This window comes from Mycobacterium persicum, from assembly GCF_002086675.1.
Taxonomy (GTDB): domain Bacteria; phylum Actinomycetota; class Actinomycetes; order Mycobacteriales; family Mycobacteriaceae; genus Mycobacterium; species Mycobacterium persicum.
In genome coordinates, this window is record NZ_MVIF01000029.1 from 23399 (window position 1) to 40454 (window position 17056).

At 67.2% G+C, this 17056-nt stretch carries 12 protein-coding genes; 7 read left to right on the plus strand and 5 right to left on the minus strand.

All coding sequences use genetic code 11. The features are described from left to right. Nucleotides 1-46: 46 nt before the first annotated feature. Complete coding sequence (locus BST40_RS11845) at nucleotides 47-1735, minus strand: MmpA family trehalose lipid delivery protein (protein ID WP_083154340.1); 1689 nt, start codon at nucleotides 1733-1735, stop codon at nucleotides 47-49. Nucleotides 1736-1745: 10 nt separating this feature from the next. After that, complete coding sequence (gene pgfA / locus BST40_RS11850; protein WP_075546658.1) at nucleotides 1746-3038, minus strand: cell envelope lipid trafficking protein PgfA; 1293 nt, start codon at nucleotides 3036-3038, stop codon at nucleotides 1746-1748. A gap of 184 nt (nucleotides 3039-3222) precedes the next feature. Here pgfA and BST40_RS11855 point away from each other — a divergent pair, with 184 nt between their 5' ends. After that, nucleotides 3223-4392, plus strand: coding sequence for an acyltransferase family protein (locus BST40_RS11855; protein ID WP_083154350.1), 1170 nt, complete (start codon nucleotides 3223-3225; stop codon nucleotides 4390-4392). 26 nt (nucleotides 4393-4418) lie between these two features. On the opposite strand, the gene BST40_RS11860 is transcribed toward BST40_RS11855, so the two are convergent. Next, on the minus strand, nucleotides 4419-5399 hold the full coding sequence (locus BST40_RS11860) for a phosphotriesterase family protein (protein WP_075546659.1): 981 nt from the start codon (nucleotides 5397-5399) through the stop codon (nucleotides 4419-4421). A 137-nt stretch (nucleotides 5400-5536) separates the two neighbouring features. Here BST40_RS11860 and BST40_RS11865 point away from each other — a divergent pair, with 137 nt between their 5' ends. From BST40_RS11865 to BST40_RS11875, 3 genes are all read left to right on the plus strand, one after another. Further along, on the plus strand, nucleotides 5537-7246 hold the full coding sequence (locus tag BST40_RS11865) for an acyl-CoA dehydrogenase family protein (protein WP_075546660.1): 1710 nt from the start codon (nucleotides 5537-5539) through the stop codon (nucleotides 7244-7246). Nucleotides 7247-7385: 139 nt separating this feature from the next. Next, on the plus strand, nucleotides 7386-8069 hold the full coding sequence (locus BST40_RS11870) for a TetR/AcrR family transcriptional regulator (RefSeq protein ID WP_075546661.1): 684 nt from the start codon (nucleotides 7386-7388) through the stop codon (nucleotides 8067-8069). After that, nucleotides 8066-9010: a R2-like ligand-binding oxidase gene (locus BST40_RS11875; protein ID WP_083154342.1), complete on the plus strand. Its 945-nt coding sequence runs from the start codon at nucleotides 8066-8068 to the stop codon at nucleotides 9008-9010. The genes BST40_RS11870 and BST40_RS11875 overlap by 4 nt, the downstream gene beginning before the upstream one ends. 109 nt (nucleotides 9011-9119) lie before the next feature. Here the strand turns inward: BST40_RS11875 and BST40_RS11880 are convergent, their stop codons facing one another. Beyond that, a complete protein-coding gene (locus BST40_RS11880; RefSeq protein WP_075546662.1) occupies nucleotides 9120-10493 on the minus strand; it encodes an NADP-dependent succinic semialdehyde dehydrogenase in 1374 nt (457 codons plus the stop codon). 54 nt (nucleotides 10494-10547) lie between these two features. On the opposite strand from BST40_RS11880, the gene BST40_RS11885 reads away from it, so the two are divergent. The 3 genes from BST40_RS11885 to BST40_RS11895 all read left to right on the plus strand — a co-directional run bounded on the left by BST40_RS11885 (nucleotide 10548) and on the right by BST40_RS11895 (nucleotide 16667). Further along, nucleotides 10548-12209 (plus strand): acetolactate synthase large subunit, encoded by a 1662-nt coding sequence (locus BST40_RS11885; protein WP_255245965.1) that lies wholly within the window; start codon nucleotides 10548-10550, stop codon nucleotides 12207-12209. Between the two features lie 226 nt (nucleotides 12210-12435). Beyond that, nucleotides 12436-12999 (plus strand): OsmC family protein, encoded by a 564-nt coding sequence (locus tag BST40_RS11890; protein WP_083154344.1) that lies wholly within the window; start codon nucleotides 12436-12438, stop codon nucleotides 12997-12999. Between the two features lie 332 nt (nucleotides 13000-13331). Further along, the gene (locus tag BST40_RS11895) at nucleotides 13332-16667 is read left to right on the plus strand and encodes a serine/threonine-protein kinase (RefSeq protein WP_075546664.1); all 3336 of its coding nucleotides are present in this window, start codon (nucleotides 13332-13334) and stop codon (nucleotides 16665-16667) included. A gap of 27 nt (nucleotides 16668-16694) precedes the next feature. On the opposite strand, the gene BST40_RS11900 is transcribed toward BST40_RS11895, so the two are convergent. Continuing rightward, complete coding sequence (locus tag BST40_RS11900) at nucleotides 16695-17027, minus strand: GNAT family N-acetyltransferase (protein ID WP_075546665.1); 333 nt, start codon at nucleotides 17025-17027, stop codon at nucleotides 16695-16697. Nucleotides 17028-17056 lie beyond the last annotated feature (29 nt).

Here is a 17056-nt window from a genome sequence, read left to right on the forward strand (position 1 = left end):
CGCGAAACCTAATCCGTTGCGATCAGCGGCCTCTCTTCGCCTCTGGTTAGCCTCTGGTCAACTGGCGGCGCACCCAGCAGCCGGCCATGCCCGCCCCGCCCACCAGCAGCAGACAGACCCATACCCAATGCGCGACCATTGTCGCTCGCAGGCGCGCAGCAGTGACACCGTCTGCCTGGCCGCCAACCCGGTAAAGAGCCAATTCGCCGTCACGATACGTCTGTGTCAGCCGGTCGAGAGTGCGCGCGGCCGCACCCATGTCGCCGGCGCTGTCAGATTCGACGACCACCCACCCGACCCCGGCCCGGGCCAACGCCGAGGGGTCGGGCCCGGCCAGGAGCAACTCCTGCACCGCCCGGGCGTGAGCGCCGTCCCCGGGAACCGTCAACCCGGAAATGACCAGATCACCCGTCGTCAGCACATCGGCGCAAACCCAGCGCGGCAGCGGATCGAGCACCGGAGCCGGACCCGACCAGGAAAAGCGCCGCATGGTGCCGGCGGGCAAGACCACCACGGGCGCCGGCTCACGGTTGATCGCCGCCGCGACGGCCGCCCACCCCGACGGGTAGTGCACGGGTGTGACCCTGCCCCACATGCCCCACGCCAGGTCCGGCAACGCCAAGACCAGTGCCACACAGCAGACCGACCCCGCCACGGCAGGCCGCCACCAACGTGCCAGCGTCACCACCGCCCCAGCGCCGCACACCGCGTACCCCGGCACCGCCAGCGCCACCCACTTCTGCCCGTCCCGCAGCACACCCAGCCCGGGTACCGCGTCAACCACCGCGGTCAGCACCTGCAGCCCCGGGCCGGTGGCCAATCCCGCCGGCACCAGCACCGATACCGCCGCCAGCACCAGCAGCGGCGCCGCTGTCGCCCGGCGCAGCGCCACGGGAAGTCCGACCGCTACCACGGTGAGCAGCACCGCGGCCGACGCCACCGCGAAAAGCGTTGTGCGCGAACCAGGTACGGCCTCACCATTCCACATTCCGCCGAGGCTGGCCAGGCTGGCGAGCGTGCCCAGGCCCGGTTCGGCACGCGCCGCGAACGCGCCGACGCCCAGCTCGATCGCCGCGGTGTGGCTGGCCAACGACGAACCCAGGGCCGACGCCGTCAGCCACGGCAGCGCGCCGACCACCGAAAACCCCAATCCCGTTGCGGCGCAAAGCCAACGGGGCCGGCCGGCACCGGGCGCAGCTACACAGGTCAGGGCGACCGTCGCGGCGAGCAGCAGCCCGGTCGGGGTCAGCCCGGCCAGCGCGATCCAGAACGCCAGGGCGAAAAGACCGGACCCGTCCAAGCGCAACCCCAGCATTGCCGTGGCAACCCACGGCAGGCAGCCATAGCCGAGTAGCAGGCTCCAATGCCCCTGCAAGAGTCGTTCAGCGACATAGGGATTCCAAATAGCGATCGTGATCGCGACGAATTGGCCACCGGCTCCGGCCGTCGGCAGCACCGTCGCCACCAGGTGGGCCGCACCCCAGCCCGCGAACCAGAGACCCAGGACCAACAATGCCTTCACCACGATGCCGCCGTCGACCAGTTGCGACGCCAGCGCCACCGCAAAATCCTGCGGCGTCGCCCGGGGCGCCGCGGTCAACCCGAGAGCGGTGTCGGACAGGTACGACCGCGGGGTGGACACCGCGTCGCGCAAGAGCAGATATCCGGGTCGCAGTAGCGGCAGCAGCACCAGCAGCGCCAGAGCCAACGCATAGCCCGGTCGCAACCAGCGCACGTCGGCGCGTTTAAGTCCGTTCCGCGGGCGGAGGTTCAGACGGCCCGGGATCGGGTGGCGGTTCGGTCGAGGACACCGGCGGGGGCGGGGGCGATTCCGACGTGGATGCGGCCGGATCAGCCGGTAATTCGGGCCGCTGGGTAGGCAGTTTCTCGGTCTCGGCTTCGGCTCCGGGCACTGGTTCCTCCAGCCCGGCGCGCCGGAAGTAGTCGGTGTCGTCGCGGTCGAGGCCGGGCTCGGTCAGGGCGCTTTCGGTGCGCAGGCTGAAGGACGCGAGCAGGCCACCACCGACCAGCGCGATCAAGCCGACGGCAGTGAAGGTGATCGGCAACACCCGCGACCACAGCGCCAGCCGGTCGCGCTCGTCGCGTGCGGTGTTGACCTGGGATTCGACGGTCTCTTCGGTGGAGGTGACCTTGTAATCGGCCAGCGTCACCTCGGGCTTCATCGCCTCGCGGGCGTAGTAGTGATAGGCGCGTTCGGTTTCCTTGACGATGGTGCCGGTCACCGGGTCCACCCAGAAGGTTCGCTGCGCGGCGTAGTAGCGGTTCATCGTGATCTGCTCGCCCGGTTCGCCGGGGACACCCCACATCGCCGCGGTGGTGGTGATCTTGCCGTCCTCGTCGCCGGCATACAGCGACGGGTACTTGATCGGTGCCACCAACTTCCCGTCGGAGCCGTAGCCAACGTTCTGCGTGAAGCGGTAGGTGGCTAAGCCGTTGACGTCCTCTTGGCTGTCGTAGTTGGCGTCGAACGCCTTCTGCGCGATCGGATCGAAGTAGGGGTAGGACTTCTTCTCGGTGTGAAACGGGAAACGGTAGGCCAGCCCTTCGTGGCGCAGCGGGATGGCGGTCGGCGGGCTTTCGTCGTTGAGACCGCGCGGCTTCTGGACCGCGCCGCCGGTGTGGGTGTCGTCGGAGACGGCCATCGCCGTCTTGCGGTTGAGGGTGACGGTGTCGACGATCGCCAGCAGCAGACCGGTGTCCTTCTGCTTGTCGGTACGCCGCACCGAGGTGCCGACCTGCAGGGTGACCACGTCGGCGTTGGCCGGCGATTCGACGGTGACCTGCTGTTGGGACACCAGTGGCACGTTCTGGTTGACCACGACGTGATCACCGGACAAAGATGCCGAGTCGAGCGCCGATCCGGTGCCCTGCCTGATCAGCGTGGCATCGATATCCAGCGGGATCTTGGCGATCCTGCTGCTGGTGTAGGTGGACAGCAGCAGCGCGGCCATCAACAGAGCGGCTCCGAGCCCGATCGTCCCTAATGCGGCCATCCGCAACATGACTGCTCGGTTCACGTTGCCGTGACCTCCTTCTCAGACCATGGACTCGTCAGTTGCGATCCGCTCCGACCTGACCATGCAGCGAGGCAAAACCCGTTTGACCCTAACAGCAGAACGCATTGCCCCGGACTGCGTGCCTGTCCCCACTTCGCCGGTGTACCCGGTGTACCCCATTCCCGCCTCGGCACACGGGCACACTGTGGTGGTGACCGATAGCCAGCAGGTGGGCGGGTCGCGCAGCTTCCTGCCCGCCGTCGAGGGTATGCGCGCGTGCGCGGCCATGGGCGTGGTCGTCACCCATGCCGCGTTCCAGACCGGGCATTCGAGTGGTGTCGCCGGCCGGCTGTTCGGCCGGTTCGATCTGGCCGTGGCGGTGTTTTTCGCGCTGTCGGGATTCCTGCTGTGGCGCGGCCACGCGGCCGCGGCGCGAGACGCCGGACCACGCCCGCGTACGGGTCACTATCTGCGATCGCGGGCGGTCCGCATCATGCCGGCCTACGTGGTGGCCGTGGTCGCGATCCTGTCCCTGCTGCCCGACGCCGATCACGCCAGCCCGACGGTGTGGCTGGCCAACCTGACGCTCACCCAGATCTATGTGCCGCTCACCCTGACCGGCGGCCTGACGCAAATGTGGAGCTTGTCCGTCGAGGTCGCCTTCTACCTGGCGCTACCCGTGCTCGCCTTGTTGGCCCGCCGGATACCGGTCGGCGCGCGGGTGCCGGCGATCGGCGCGCTCGGGGTGGTCAGTTGGTCCTGGGCGTGGCTGCCGGTGCACACTGATTCCGGGCTCAACCCGCTGAACTGGCCACCGGCGTTCTTCTCGTGGTTCGCCGCGGGAATGCTGCTGGCCGAGTGGGTCCACAGCCCGGTCGGGTTGCCGCACTGGCTGGCGCGCCGCCGAATATCCATGGCCGTGGTGGCGGTGCTGTCCTATCTGGTGGCGGCGTCACCACTGGCGGGTCCGGCGGGCTTGGTCCAGGGCACGTCGACCCAATTCGCGGTCAAGACCGCAATGGGCGCGCTGGTGGCGTTGACGTTGGTCGCGCCCCTGGTGCTGGACCGGCCCGACACGTCGCACCGGCTGCTCGGCAGTACTGCCATGGTCACGCTGGGGCGCTGGTCCTATGGCTTGTTCATCTGGCACCTGGCCGCCCTGGACATGGTTTTTCCGGTGCTCGGCATCTTTCCGTTCACCGGCCAGCTGCCGGCGGTGCTGGTGTTGACGCTGGTCTTCGGTTTCGCCATCGCGGCGGTGAGCTACGCGCTGGTCGAGTCGCCGTGTCGGGAAGCGTTGCGCCGCTGGGAGAAACGTGCCAAGCACATCGGGCCGCAGGACGTCGACCGGGAAGCGGACGCGATCGCGCCGTAGGGCCAGTCGTAGGGCTAGTCGTAGCGCTAGTCGTAGCCGCCCTGCCGCTCGAAAATGCGGCGCGGATTGTCGACGAGCATGGTGTGCAGCTGCTCGTCGGTGACGCCGCGCTGCTTCAGCGCGGGGATCACGTCGTTGTGGATGTGCAGGTAATGCCAGTTGGGCGCGGCGACCGGCAGCAGCGCTTCCGGCAGCGCGTCGAAGTAGCAGGTCGCGTCATGCGAGAGCACCATCTTGTCGGCGTGCCCGCGCTCGCACATCTGCGCCACGATGGCCACCCGCTCCTCGAACGGCAGGATGACGTCGAGGCCGAACCGGTCCATCCCCAGGTAGGAGCCGGCGGCGATGAGCTCTTCCAGGTAGCCGACGTCGGTGCTGTCGCCGGAGTGTCCGATGACCACCCGGCTCAGGTCGACGCCCTCCTCTTCGAAGATGCGCTGCTGCTCCAGCCCGCGGCGCAACCCGGCGTGGGTGTGGGTGGAAATCGGCACCCCGGTGCGCTTGTGCGCCTGCGCGACGGCGCGCAACACCCGCTCGACTCCGGGGGTGATGCCGGGTTCATCGGTGGCGCATTTGAGAATGCCGGCCTTGATACCGGTGTCGGCGATACCCTGCTCGATGTCGCGGACGAACAGGTCGGTCATGGTCTCCGGGCCGTCGAGCTGCGTGCCCGGCCCGAGATAGTGGAAACAGAACGGCACGTCGTTGTAGGTGTACAGGCCGGTGGCGACGACGATGTTCAGCTCGGTCTGCGCGGCCACCCGGGCGATGCGCGGAACATAGCGGCCCAGGCCGATCACCGTCAGGTCGACGATGGTGTCCACCCCGCGCGACTTCAACTCGTTGAGCCGGGCGACCGCATCTGCCACCCGCCGGTCCTCGTCGCCCCAGGCTTCGGGATAGTTCTGGGCGACTTCGGTGGTCATGATGAACACGTGCTCGTGCATGAGCGTGACGCCGAGATCAGCGGTATCGATCGGCCCGCGGGCGGTATTGAGTTCTGACACGTAGCTGATGCTAAGTCGCCGCGCCGGTCAGCCGACAGTGCCTATTTGCCGGCACCTGCACCAACGACGTTGGTATTGCAGTACCGTCTACCCCCGTCCATTTCCGAACACATTCGAATCGCCCGGGAGCCACCCTCATGCTGCTCAACCCCAACCGCCTGCAACGCAAATATCCCGACCAGCGTTCGGCGGAGATCATGCAGGCCACCGTGGACTTCTTCGAGTCCCGGGGGAAGGCGCGCCTCAAGCACGACGAGCGCGAGCGGGTGTGGTACTCCGACTTTCTGGACCACATCGGGCGGGAACGGATCTTCGCTTCGCTGCTGACCCCGTCCGAATACGGCGCTGAGGACTGTCGCTGGGACACCTACCGGATCAGCGAGTTCGCCGAGATCGTCGGTTTCTACGGGCTGAGCTACTGGTACCCGTTCCAGGTGACGGCGCTGGGCCTGGGCCCGATCTGGATGAGCGACAACGAGGACGCCAAGCGCAAGGCCGCCGCCCAGCTGGAACAGGGCGAGGTGTTCGCCTTCGGGTTGTCGGAGCAGTCCCACGGCGCCGACGTCTACCAGACCGACATGATCCTGACGCCGTCAGAACACGGCTGGGTCGCCAACGGCGAGAAGTACTACATCGGCAACGCCAACGTCGCCCGGATGGTCTCCACCTTCGGCAAGATCGCGGGGTCCTCGGGTAACCCGGACGAATACGTCTTCTTCGCCGCCGACTCGCAGCACGACCGGTACGAGTGCAAGAAGAATGTGGTCAACTCGCAGAACTACGTGGCGAACTACGCGCTGCGTGATTATCCGGTCACCGAGGCCGACCTGCTGCACCGCGGGATGGGCGCCTTCCACGCCGCGCTCAACACCGTCAACGTGTGCAAGTACAACCTGGGCTGGGGTGCCGTCGGCATGTGCACCCACGCCATGTACGAGGCGATCACCCATGCCGCCAACCGCCACCTGTACGGCACCGTCGTCACCGACTTCAGTCACGTGCGCCGGCTGCTGACCGACGCCTACGCGCGGCTGGTCGCGATGCGCCTGGTGGCCACCCGGGCCAGCGATTACATGCGCAGCGCCTCGGCGGACGATCGTCGCTACCTGCTGTACAGCCCGCTGACCAAGGCCAAAGTCACCAGCGAAGGCGAGCGCGTCATCATCGCCCTGTGGGACGTCATCGCGGCCAAGGGCGTGGAGAAGGACACGTTCTTCGAGACCGTGGCCCGCGAAATCGGGTTGCTGCCGCGGCTGGAGGGCACCGTCCACATCAACATCGGGCTGCTCGCCAAGTTCATGCCCAACTACCTGTTCGCTCCCGACGCCGCGCTGCCGCTGATCTCGCGCCGCGATGACGCCGCCGACGACACCTTCCTGTTCAACCAGGGCCCGACCGGCGGCCTGGGCAAGGTGCGCTTCCACAATTGGCGGGCGTCCTTCGACAGCTATGCCCATCTACCCAATGTCGCGCTGCTGCGCGAGCAGGTCGACGTGCTCGCCGAGATGCTGGCGTCGGCCACCCCGGATGCCGTCCAGCAAAAGGACATCGACTTCGCATTCGGGGTGGGACAGCTTTTTGCGACGGTGCCCTACGGCCAGCTCATCCTGGAGGAGGCCCCGCTATCGGGTGTGGACGAGGCGCTGATCGACGAGATCTTCGGCTTGCTGGTCCGCGACTTCAACAGCTATGCCGTTGAGCTCAACGACAAAGCGGCCACCACGGACGAGCAGGCGCGGTTCGCCATGCGGATGATCCGCCGTCCCGTCCATGACCCGGCGCGCTACGACCGGATTTGGAAGGAACACGTGCTACCGCTCAACGGCGCGTACGAGATGCGCCCCTGAGTAGCGGACGCGTCGCTGGGGGCCAGGCGCTTGCCCACATCCCGCTGAGACGGCGGGTCGTGCTGAGCCGGACTCGGCGCGCTTGACTATGACGCACCTCACACTAGAATGACCAGTGGTCATCGATGCGAGGAGGCGTATGCCGACGGTGACATGGGCGCGCGTCGACCCGGCTCGCCGGGCGGCCATCGTCGAGGCCGCCGAGGACGAGTTCGGGGCGCACGGATTTTCCAACGGCAGCCTGAACGTCATCGCACGGCGCGCGCGGGTCGCCAAGGGAAGCCTGTTCCAGTACTTTGCCGACAAGCGGGACCTCTACGCGTTCATCGCCGACATCGGCAGCCAGCGGGTGCGCACCCACATGGAGAACCTCATCCGCGAGCTCGATCCCAGCCGGCCGTTCTTCGAATTTCTCACCGACCTGCTCGACGGCTGGGTCGCCTACTACGCCGAGCATCCCCACGAACGTGCCCTTCATGCCGCGGCGACGCTGGAGGTCGACACCGACGCCCGCATCAGCGTGCGCAGCGTCATCCATCGTCATTACCTGGAAGTGCTGCGGCCGTTGGTGCGCGATGCGCACAACCGTGGTGACCTGCGCGCCGATGCCGACATCGACGTGTTGTTGTCCCTGCTGCTGCTGATTTTTCCGCACTTGGCGCTGGCGCCCTACATGCGCGGCCTGGACCCGGTGCTGGGGCTCGACGAACCCACGCCCGAGCAGCCGGCGCTGGCCGTGCGCCGGCTGGTCGCCGTGCTGGCGGCGGCCTTCTCCCCAAAACTCTGCCCGGAACACGCCTCGGACATTCAGGAGGTCACATGACACGGACAGGATCAGGCTCGCTGGCCGCCGGCGGCCTCAACTGGAACAGCCTGCCGTTGAAGTTGTTCGCCGGCGGCAACGCCAAATTCTGGGATCCGGCCGATATCGACTTCTCCCGCGAGCGCGAGGACTGGGATCGGCTGACCGACACCGAACGTGACTATGCCATCCGGCTGTGCGCCCAGTTCGTCGCCGGTGAGGAAGCGGTGACCGAGGACATTCAGCCGTTCATGGCCGCTATGCGGGCCGAGGGGCGCCTCGCCGACGAGATGTATCTGACCCAGTTCGCGTTCGAGGAGGCCAAGCACACCCAGGTGTTTCGCATGTGGCTGGACTCCGTCGGCGTCACCGGGGACCTGCATGGCTATCTCGAGGACCTGCCGTCCTACCGCCAGATCTTCTACGACGAGCTGCCGGAATGCCTGAGCGCGTTGTCCACCGATCCGTCGCCGGCCGCCCAGGTCCGGGCATCGGTGACCTATAACCACATCGTCGAGGGCATGCTCGCGCTCACCGGTTACTACGCCTGGCACAAGATCTGTGTGGAGCGCGGCATCCTTCCCGGCATGCAGCGGCTGGTACGGCACATCAGCGACGACGAGCGCCGCCACATGGCGTGGGGCACCTTCACCTGCCGTCGCCACGTCGCCGCGAACGATGCCAACTGGACGGTGTTCGAGGAGCGGATGAACGAGCTCATCCCGTTGGCATTGCAACTCACCCAAGACGGCTTCGCCCTCTATGGCGACCCGATGCCCTTCAACCTGTCGGTGGAGGAGTTCATGACCTACTCAAGCGACAAGGGCATGCGGCGCTTCGGGACGATCAGCAGCGCCCGCGGCCGCCCGGTCGGCGAAATCGACCTCGACTACACGCCGGTGCAGCTCGAGGACACCTTCGCCGAGGAGGACCAGCGGGCCCTGGCCGCAGCTTCGGCCTAGCCCCCGCGAGCCGCCCGCGAGCAGCCCGCGAGCCGCCCGCGAGCAGCCGCAGAATCGCACAAATATCGCGGTGCTGATGCGATTCTGCGGCTGCTCGCCCAGCGGAAGGTCAGCCGACCCAGACGGCTTTGGCGTTGCAGAACTCGCGGATCCCGTGGCCGGAAAGTTCCCGACCGTAGCCGGACCGCTTGATCCCGCCGAACGGCAATTCCGGGTAGGACACCGTCATGCCGTTGATGAAGACCTGCCCGGCCTCGATCTCGTCGACGAAGCGCTGTTGCTCGGCCTCGTCTCGGGTCCAGGCGTTGGACCCCAGCCCGAACGTCGTGGCGTTGGCGATCTCGATCGCCTCGTCGATGTCGGTGGCCCGGTACACCGAGGCGACGGGCCCGAAGACCTCCTCGGTGTAGAGCGCCATGTCCTTGGTGATGTCGGTGATCACCGTCGGGGGATAGAACCAGCCCGGTCGGTCCGGGGACTTACCGCCGCAGCGGATCACCGCGCCGGCCGCCGCGGCGTCGTCGACCTGTTTGGCGATCTCGTCGCGGCCCGACTCGGTGGCCAGCGGACCCACGTCGGTGTCCGGGTCGGTCGGGTCACCGACCCGCAAAGCGGACATCCGCTCGACGAACTTGTCGACGAAGGCGTCGTAGATGTCGGCGTGCGCGATGAACCGCTTTGCGGCGATGCAGGATTGGCCGTTGTTCTGCACCCGGGCGGTGACGGCCGTCTTGACCGCCTCGTCCAGGTCGGCCGACGGCATCACGATGAACGGGTCGCTGCCGCCGAGCTCGAGCACGGTCGGTTTGATCTCGTCGCCGGCGATCGCGCCCACCGACTGGCCCGCGGGTTCGCTGCCGGTCAACGTGGCCGCGGCCACCCGCGAATCCCGCAGGATGTGTTCCACCGCGCTGGACGGGACCAGCAACGTCTGGAAGCAGCCGTCGGGGAATCCGCCCCGGGCGATGACGTCGGCGAGATACAACGCGCACTGCGGCACGTTCGACGCGTGCTTCAACAGACCCACGTTGCCGGCCATCAGGGCGGGCGCGGCGAACCGGACCGCCTGCCACAGCGGGAAGTTCCACGGCATCACGGCCAGCACCACCCCCAGCGGCTGGTAGCGGGTGTAGGCCCTGGCGGCCCCGACCTTCGCCGCGTCGATCGGCTCGTCGGCGAGCAGTGCTTCGGTGTTCTCGGCGTAGTAGCGAAATCCCTTGGCGCACTTAAGCACCTCGGCCTTCGCCGAGGCCAGTGTCTTGCCCATCTCGAGCGTCATCACCGCCGCGGTCTGGTCGGCCTCGGCCTCGAGCAGGTCGGCGGTGGCGTTGGCCCATTGGGCGCGCTGCGCGTAGCTGGTGTGGCGGTAGTCGGTGAACCGCTCATAGGCGCGCGCGATCGCGGCGTCGACTTCTTCGCGGGTCGCCGGTGTGAAGGTCTTGACGGTCTCTCCGGTGGCGGGGTTGATCGTGGCGATGGGCACGGTGACATCCTCTGCTGGTGGTCTAGCGGAAGGTTCCCCGCCCAGCCTGCCACTATGGTGGCCAGTGTGACTACCGCTGCCCAGCTCATGGTGAAGTGCCTGGAAAGCGAGGGGGTTTCCGTCGTCTTCGGGATACCGGGCGAGGAGAACATCCGTTTCGTACAGGCGTTGGCCGCATCGGACATCCGCTATGTGCTGACCCGGCACGAGCAGGCGGCGGCGTTCATGGCCGAGATGTACGGCCGGGTCACGGGCCGGGCGGCGGTGGTGTCGACGACGCTGGGCCCGGGCGCGATCAACATGCAACTCGGTGTCGCCGACGCGACCACCAACAGCACCCCGATGGTCGCGATCTCCGCGCAGGTGGGCCACGACCGGCAGTTCAAGGAGTCGCACCAGTACGTCGACCTGGTGTCGATGTTCGCCCCGATCACCCGCTGGGCCGCCGGCGTCCCCACCGCGCGCGCCATACCGGAGATGTTCCGCAAGGCGTTCAAGGTCGCCGAGACCGAACGCCCGGCGGCGGTGTACCTAGCGGTGCCCGAGCATCTGGATACCGACGCAGCCGACTATTGCGGCCTGGCCCCGCTACCGCGCAATGTGGTGCGCGCCGAAGCGCCGGCGGCCGGTCAGGTGGCCCGCGCCGTCGAGATCCTGCGCGCGGCGCGCCGGCCCGTCGTGCTGGCCGGGCACGGCGCCGCCCGGGGCGACGCGACCGCGGCGCTGGTCCGCTTCTCTGACGGGCTCGGCGTGCCGGTGGCCAACACCTTCCACGGCAAGGGCGTGATGCCCGACGACCACCCCAACAGCATCGGCACCATGGGGTTCATGCGGCACGACTACGTCAACTTCGGGTTCGACGACGCCGACGTGGTGATCGCCGTCGGTTACGAGCTGCAGGAATTCGACCCCGTCCAGATCAATCCGGGCGCCGACAAGAAGATCATTCACATCCACCGCTTCCCGGCCGAAGTCGACGCGCACTATCCGGTCGACGTCGGGATCATCGGCGACATCAGCGCGTCCCTGGATGCGTTGACGGACGCGCTGTCCGGGCACCGCTTCGACTGCGGCACCGACGTACCCGGTTCGGGCTTGCTCGAAGAGGAATTCGCTCGGGGACAACAGGATTCGCGTTTTCCCCTGGCGCCGCAACGGGTGGTTGCCGACACCCGATCGGCGCTCGGGCGCAACGACGTGGTACTGGTCGACACCGGGGCCACCAAGATGTGGATGGCCCGGCTGTACCCGACCTACCGGCGCAACACCTGCCTGATATCAAATGGCCTGTCCACCATGGGTTTTGCCCTTCCGGGAGCCATCGGTGTCCGGCTGGCCCGGCCGGAGGCCAAGGTGCTGGCCGTCGTCGGCGACGGCGCGTTTCTGATGAACTCGCAGGAAATCGAGACCGCCGTCCGGGAGCGGATACCGCTGGTGGTGCTGATCTGGGAGGACGGCGGTTACGGGCTCATCGAGTGGAAGATGGACCTCGAACTCGGCGAACACTATTACGTCAAGTTCGGAAACCCTGATGTGGTGAGCTACGCGCAAAGCTTTGGCGCCAAGGGGTATCGCGTCACCAGCGCCGAGGAATTGCTGCCGACACTCAAGGCCGCGCTCGCCGACGACGGTGTCTCGCTGATCTCCTGCCCCGTCGACTACTCCGAGAACCTGCGCCTGACGGACCGGCTTGGACAGTTGGACGGCACACTGTAGCGTCGGTCGGCGCTTCCTGGCTAGGCAGTCTTCCAAACACCTTGCAGCTCTGCAGAACTTGGGGCAGATGCCTCATGCGCGCACATTATCGGCGCCAGCACCATCATATGCATGACCGAGCGGCACCGACTCTCATCCGCGGCGGAATTGCAGGCGGGAGTCGTTGCAAATCATGAGAAAAGGCCAACCTCAAGATCAAACCGGTTGGAGCACAGAAAGGAAAGCCATGACCACCACGAACACTTCCGTCGACAACGGCGTCAACGTCGATGCCCTGCTCGGCGCCCGCACCACATTGGTCGCGGAACCGGAATTGGCCCAATTCGAGTGGCGCGCAAATCACCACTGGGTCAACGGAACCCACAGTCGAGCCACCATCGACACGTTCTATGGCTTGGGGGAGGTACAGCACCACAAGACGCCGTTCACCTACGACATCGATCATCCGGTGGCGTTTGCTGGCCATGACAACGGCGCCGCCCCAGTCGAATACGTACTGGTAGCGCTCGCCGGCTGCCTGACCGCCGGCATCGCATCGATCGCCCAGCGGCGTGGGATTCAGTTACGCTCGGTGCGCGCGACCGTCGAGGCCGGGGAAGACATTCTCGGTATCCTCGGGGCCGATCCCACCGTCCGCAATGGTTTCAGCGGTATCAAGGTGACCTACCGGATCGACGCTGACGCCACCGCCGACGAGATCAGGGCGCTGGTCGCCCAGTCACAGAAGCGATCCGCCGTGTACGACATCGTCACCAACCCAACTGACGTCGTCGTCGACGTCGTCACCTGAAATTCCGAAAGTCTCGAGATCGTGTTCACCGCTTACCTCTTATGCAGTGGTTACGGCCACGGCGGCCGCGCTGCACTGATCATCGGTCCGCAGCCGCCGCGGTCGCGTGGGGCGTCTGCCTCGACTTCGGGCAGCGCGACCGGGGAGCGGTTGCCAGTAAACGGCATCACTCGGCCGAGCCAGTCGGGCCCGGCCCCGGCAGGCACTGGCGCACGGATTGCCGTATCAAGCACGTGGCGGGCCCCGCAGCGCGTTTTCGCTGACCGCAATCGGCGCTAGGGTGTCAATGTCAGCGGAGCTCAACAGCTCCCTGGGGAGGATAGTGACCGGCGATGGTCGACGTCGATTCGCACCCGACGCAGCGGGGTCTGGTTCCCGACATCCCCGCGGAACTTCGCGAGGCGGGATTCGACGAGGTCGGCGAGATCGGGCGCGGAGGTTTCGGCGTCGTATACCGGTGCGCTCAGCCGCTGCTGGACCGCACGGTCGCGGTCAAGGTGCTGACCACCGACCTGGACCCGGAGAACCTCGAGCGCTTCCTGCGTGAGCAGCATGCCATGGGCAAGCTGTCCGGCCATCCGAACATCGTGACCATCCTGCAGGTCGGCACCACGGTGAGCGGCCGGCCGTTCATCGTGATGCCCTACCACGCCAAGAATTCGCTGGAATCGCTGATCCGTAAACACGGGCCGCTGGATTGGGTTGAGACGCTGCGCATCGGCGTGAAGCTCGCGGGTGCGCTCGAGGCCGCCCATCGTGCCGGCATCCTGCACCGTGACGTCAAGCCGGCGAACATCCTGCTGACCGAGTACGGCGAACCGGAGCTGACCGACTTCGGCATCGCCAGGATGTCCGGCGGCTTCCAGACCGCCACCGGGATCATCACCGGCTCGCCGGCGTTCACCGCGCCCGAAGTGCTCGAAGGCAAGGCGCCCACACCGGCATCGGATTTGTATTCCCTTGGCGCTACTCTGTTTTGCGCGCTGACCGGGCACGCCGCGTTCGAGCGCCGCAGCGGTGAGAAGGTCGTCGCTCAGTTCCTGCGCATCACGTCGCAGCCGGTACCGGATCTGCGGGAGCGCGGACTGCCGGCTGACGTGGCCGCGGTCATCGAACGGGCGATGGCGCGCGATCCCGCGGCGCGCCCGCCGGGTGCGGCGGCGTTCGGCGACGAGCTGCGCGAAGTTCAGCGCGCCAGCGGCGTCGCCGTCGACGAGATGGCCCTGCCGGTCGACCTGGGCGTGGAGCGCCGGACGTCGCTGGTGGCTCCCTCGGCGGTGCGGCGGGACACCGGAGCCACGCCGACACCGCCGACGCCGACGACGAAGTACCGACCGCCGGTTCCGACCCGATCGCTGGTTGTCCGTAACCGGCTGCTCGACGTGTTGCGGGCGGGCGGGCGGCGACGGCTGGTCCTCATCCACGCGCCCTCCGGTTTCGGCAAGAGCACGCTGGCGGCCCAGTGGCGCCAGGAGCTTTCGCGGGACCCGGTCGGCGTGGGCTGGCTGACCATCGACGACGACGACAACAACGTGGTGTGGTTTCTGGCGCACCTGCTCGAGTCGATCCGGCAGGTTCGCCCGGCGCTTGCCGCGTCGCTGGGGCAGGTGCTCGACGATCACGGCGACGACGCCGCCCGATATGTGCTGACCGCGCTCATCGACGAGATGCACCGGAATGACGACCGGCTGGTGGTGGTCATCGACGACTGGCACCGGGTGTCGGATACCCAGACGATCGGCGCGCTCGGTTTTCTGCTCGAGCGCGGCTGCCATCATCTGCAAGTCATCGTCACCGGCTGGTCACGTGCCGGGCTGCCGGTGAGCAAAATGCGGATACGCGACGAACTCGTCGAAATCGACTGTGATGCTTTGCGTTTCGACGTCGAGGAGGCGCGATCGCTGCTCAACGATGTCGATGGCCTGCGGCTGCCGGATGGCGACGTGCGGGCACTGACCGCCTCGACCGACGGATGGGTCGCCGCGCTGCAATTGGCGGCGTTGTCGCTGCGCGGCGGCGCCGACGCCGGCAGCCTGGTGAGCCGGATGTCCGGTGCGAGCGAGATGATTGGCGATTTCCTCGCCGAGAACGTGCTGGACAGCCTGGAACCGGAGCTGCTCGACTTCTTGCTGGCGACATCGATCACCGGGCGCATCTGTGGTGGGCTGGCGTCCGCGCTCGCGGAGGTGCCGCGCGGGCAGGCCATGCTGGAGGACATCGAGCAGCGCGGCCTGTTCCTGCAGCGAATCGACAAGGACCCGAACTGGTTTCGCTACCATCACTTGTTCGCCGAATTCCTGCGCCACCGGCTCGAATGTGATCACCCCGACCGGGTAGACCAACTTCATCGCGTGGCTGCGGACTGGTTCGCCGAACACGACCACCTCAACGAAGCCGTCGACCACGCGCTGGCCTCCGGCGACACCGCGCGGGCGGTCGACCTGGTCGAGCAGGACGAGACGAACCTGCTCGAGCAATCGAAGATGACGACGCTGCTGGAAATCGTCAAGAAACTGCCGCCGCGACTAGTGGTTTCGAGAGCGCGGCTACAGCTGACCCTGGCGTGGACCAACGTTCTGCTGCAACGGTTGGCGCCCGCCGCCGCGGCGCTGAAGTCATTCGAGACGGCCCTGGAGCGCGCAGACCTCACCGATGTGGCGCGGGCAGATCTGCGGGTGGAGGCCGACGTGCTGCGCGCAGTCGGCGAGGTCTTCGCCGATAGGGTGGACGCCATCGATCATCTGGTTGCCGAGGCACTGGCACGGCCGGACAGCTTCCATCCGCGGGTGGGCGGCGTGGCGGGAAGCCTGGCAGCGTTCGCCGCGGTCCACCGTTTCGAGTTCGACGCCGCTAATCGGCTGCTCGCGTGGGCGCAGCCCTACCAGGAGATGATGGGCCCCTTCGCGGGTGTGTACGCACAGTGCTTCGGCGGCATCGCGGCCAGGTACACCCTCGACATTCAAGGCGCCCTGAGGAATTTCCGGGAGGCCTACGAGCTGGGCGCGACGGCGGGACCGCACTCCTACGCGGCACGGCTCGCCAGCGCCCTTCTCGGCGAATTGCTCTACCAGACCGGCGAATTAGCCGAGGCCGCCCGTCTGCTGGACGAGGGCTACCAGCTGGAGTCCGAGGGTGCCGGAGTCGACATCATGATCGCCAGATACGTGACCGGTGCAAGAGTCAAGGCACTGCAACGGGATCGGGGGGCCGCGGTCGATCGCCTCACCGATGGGATGGCGGCGGCGGAGCGGCTGCGGCTGCCGCGGCTGGCGGCGGCCGTCAACAACGAGCGAATCCGGCTGGGTATCCCGATCCCACAGGAGGTCGCGGCCCGGTTGCGAGCGCCCCGCACCATTCATCAGCCGCCCCGGGGCGACGGCATCGCCACGATCATCGCCGAACTCGACGAGGACTCCGCTATTCGGCTGTTGTCGGCGAGCGGCTCGGCAGACGATCAGGAGCAGGCATGCCGGCGTGCCGCCGAGCTGCTGGCCGGAATCGACGGTGCGCGACGGCCCTGGGCGGCATTGGGTGCGCAGCTGCTGCTAGTTGAAACCCTCAGGGCGACAGGGAAAATCGACGACGCCGAGGCCCTGGCACCCGCGGTCGTCGCGCGCTGCCGCGAACACGGACTGTCGGGGCTGCTTGCCGACGCCGGGCTCGGCTGACGAACTACGCCGAGCTCAAGGCCGAACTCAAGTCCGAGCGCGCACCGCCGCATGGGCCTGCGGAGTGATCGGGTCGAGGATATCGTCGTAGTCGTCATGTTTGTCGACGTAGGCCGCGACGAACGGGCAGATCGCCACGATGCGCTTTCCCGCGGCGCGGGTGTCTGCCAGCGCCGCGGCGATGAGTCTGTTTGCCAGGCCCCGACCGGCGAACCTGTCGTCGACTTCGGTGTGGTAGAAGATGCGCTGACCGCCGGTGTCGGCGGTGTCGACGTAGGCGGTCAGCCCGGCCCGCACGCCGTCGGCGCTGATCTCGTAACGCTTGTTTTCGGTGACGTTGGTGACGGTCGGTTCGGTCATAACCCCTCTATCCGGTCGGTTGGTGCGGG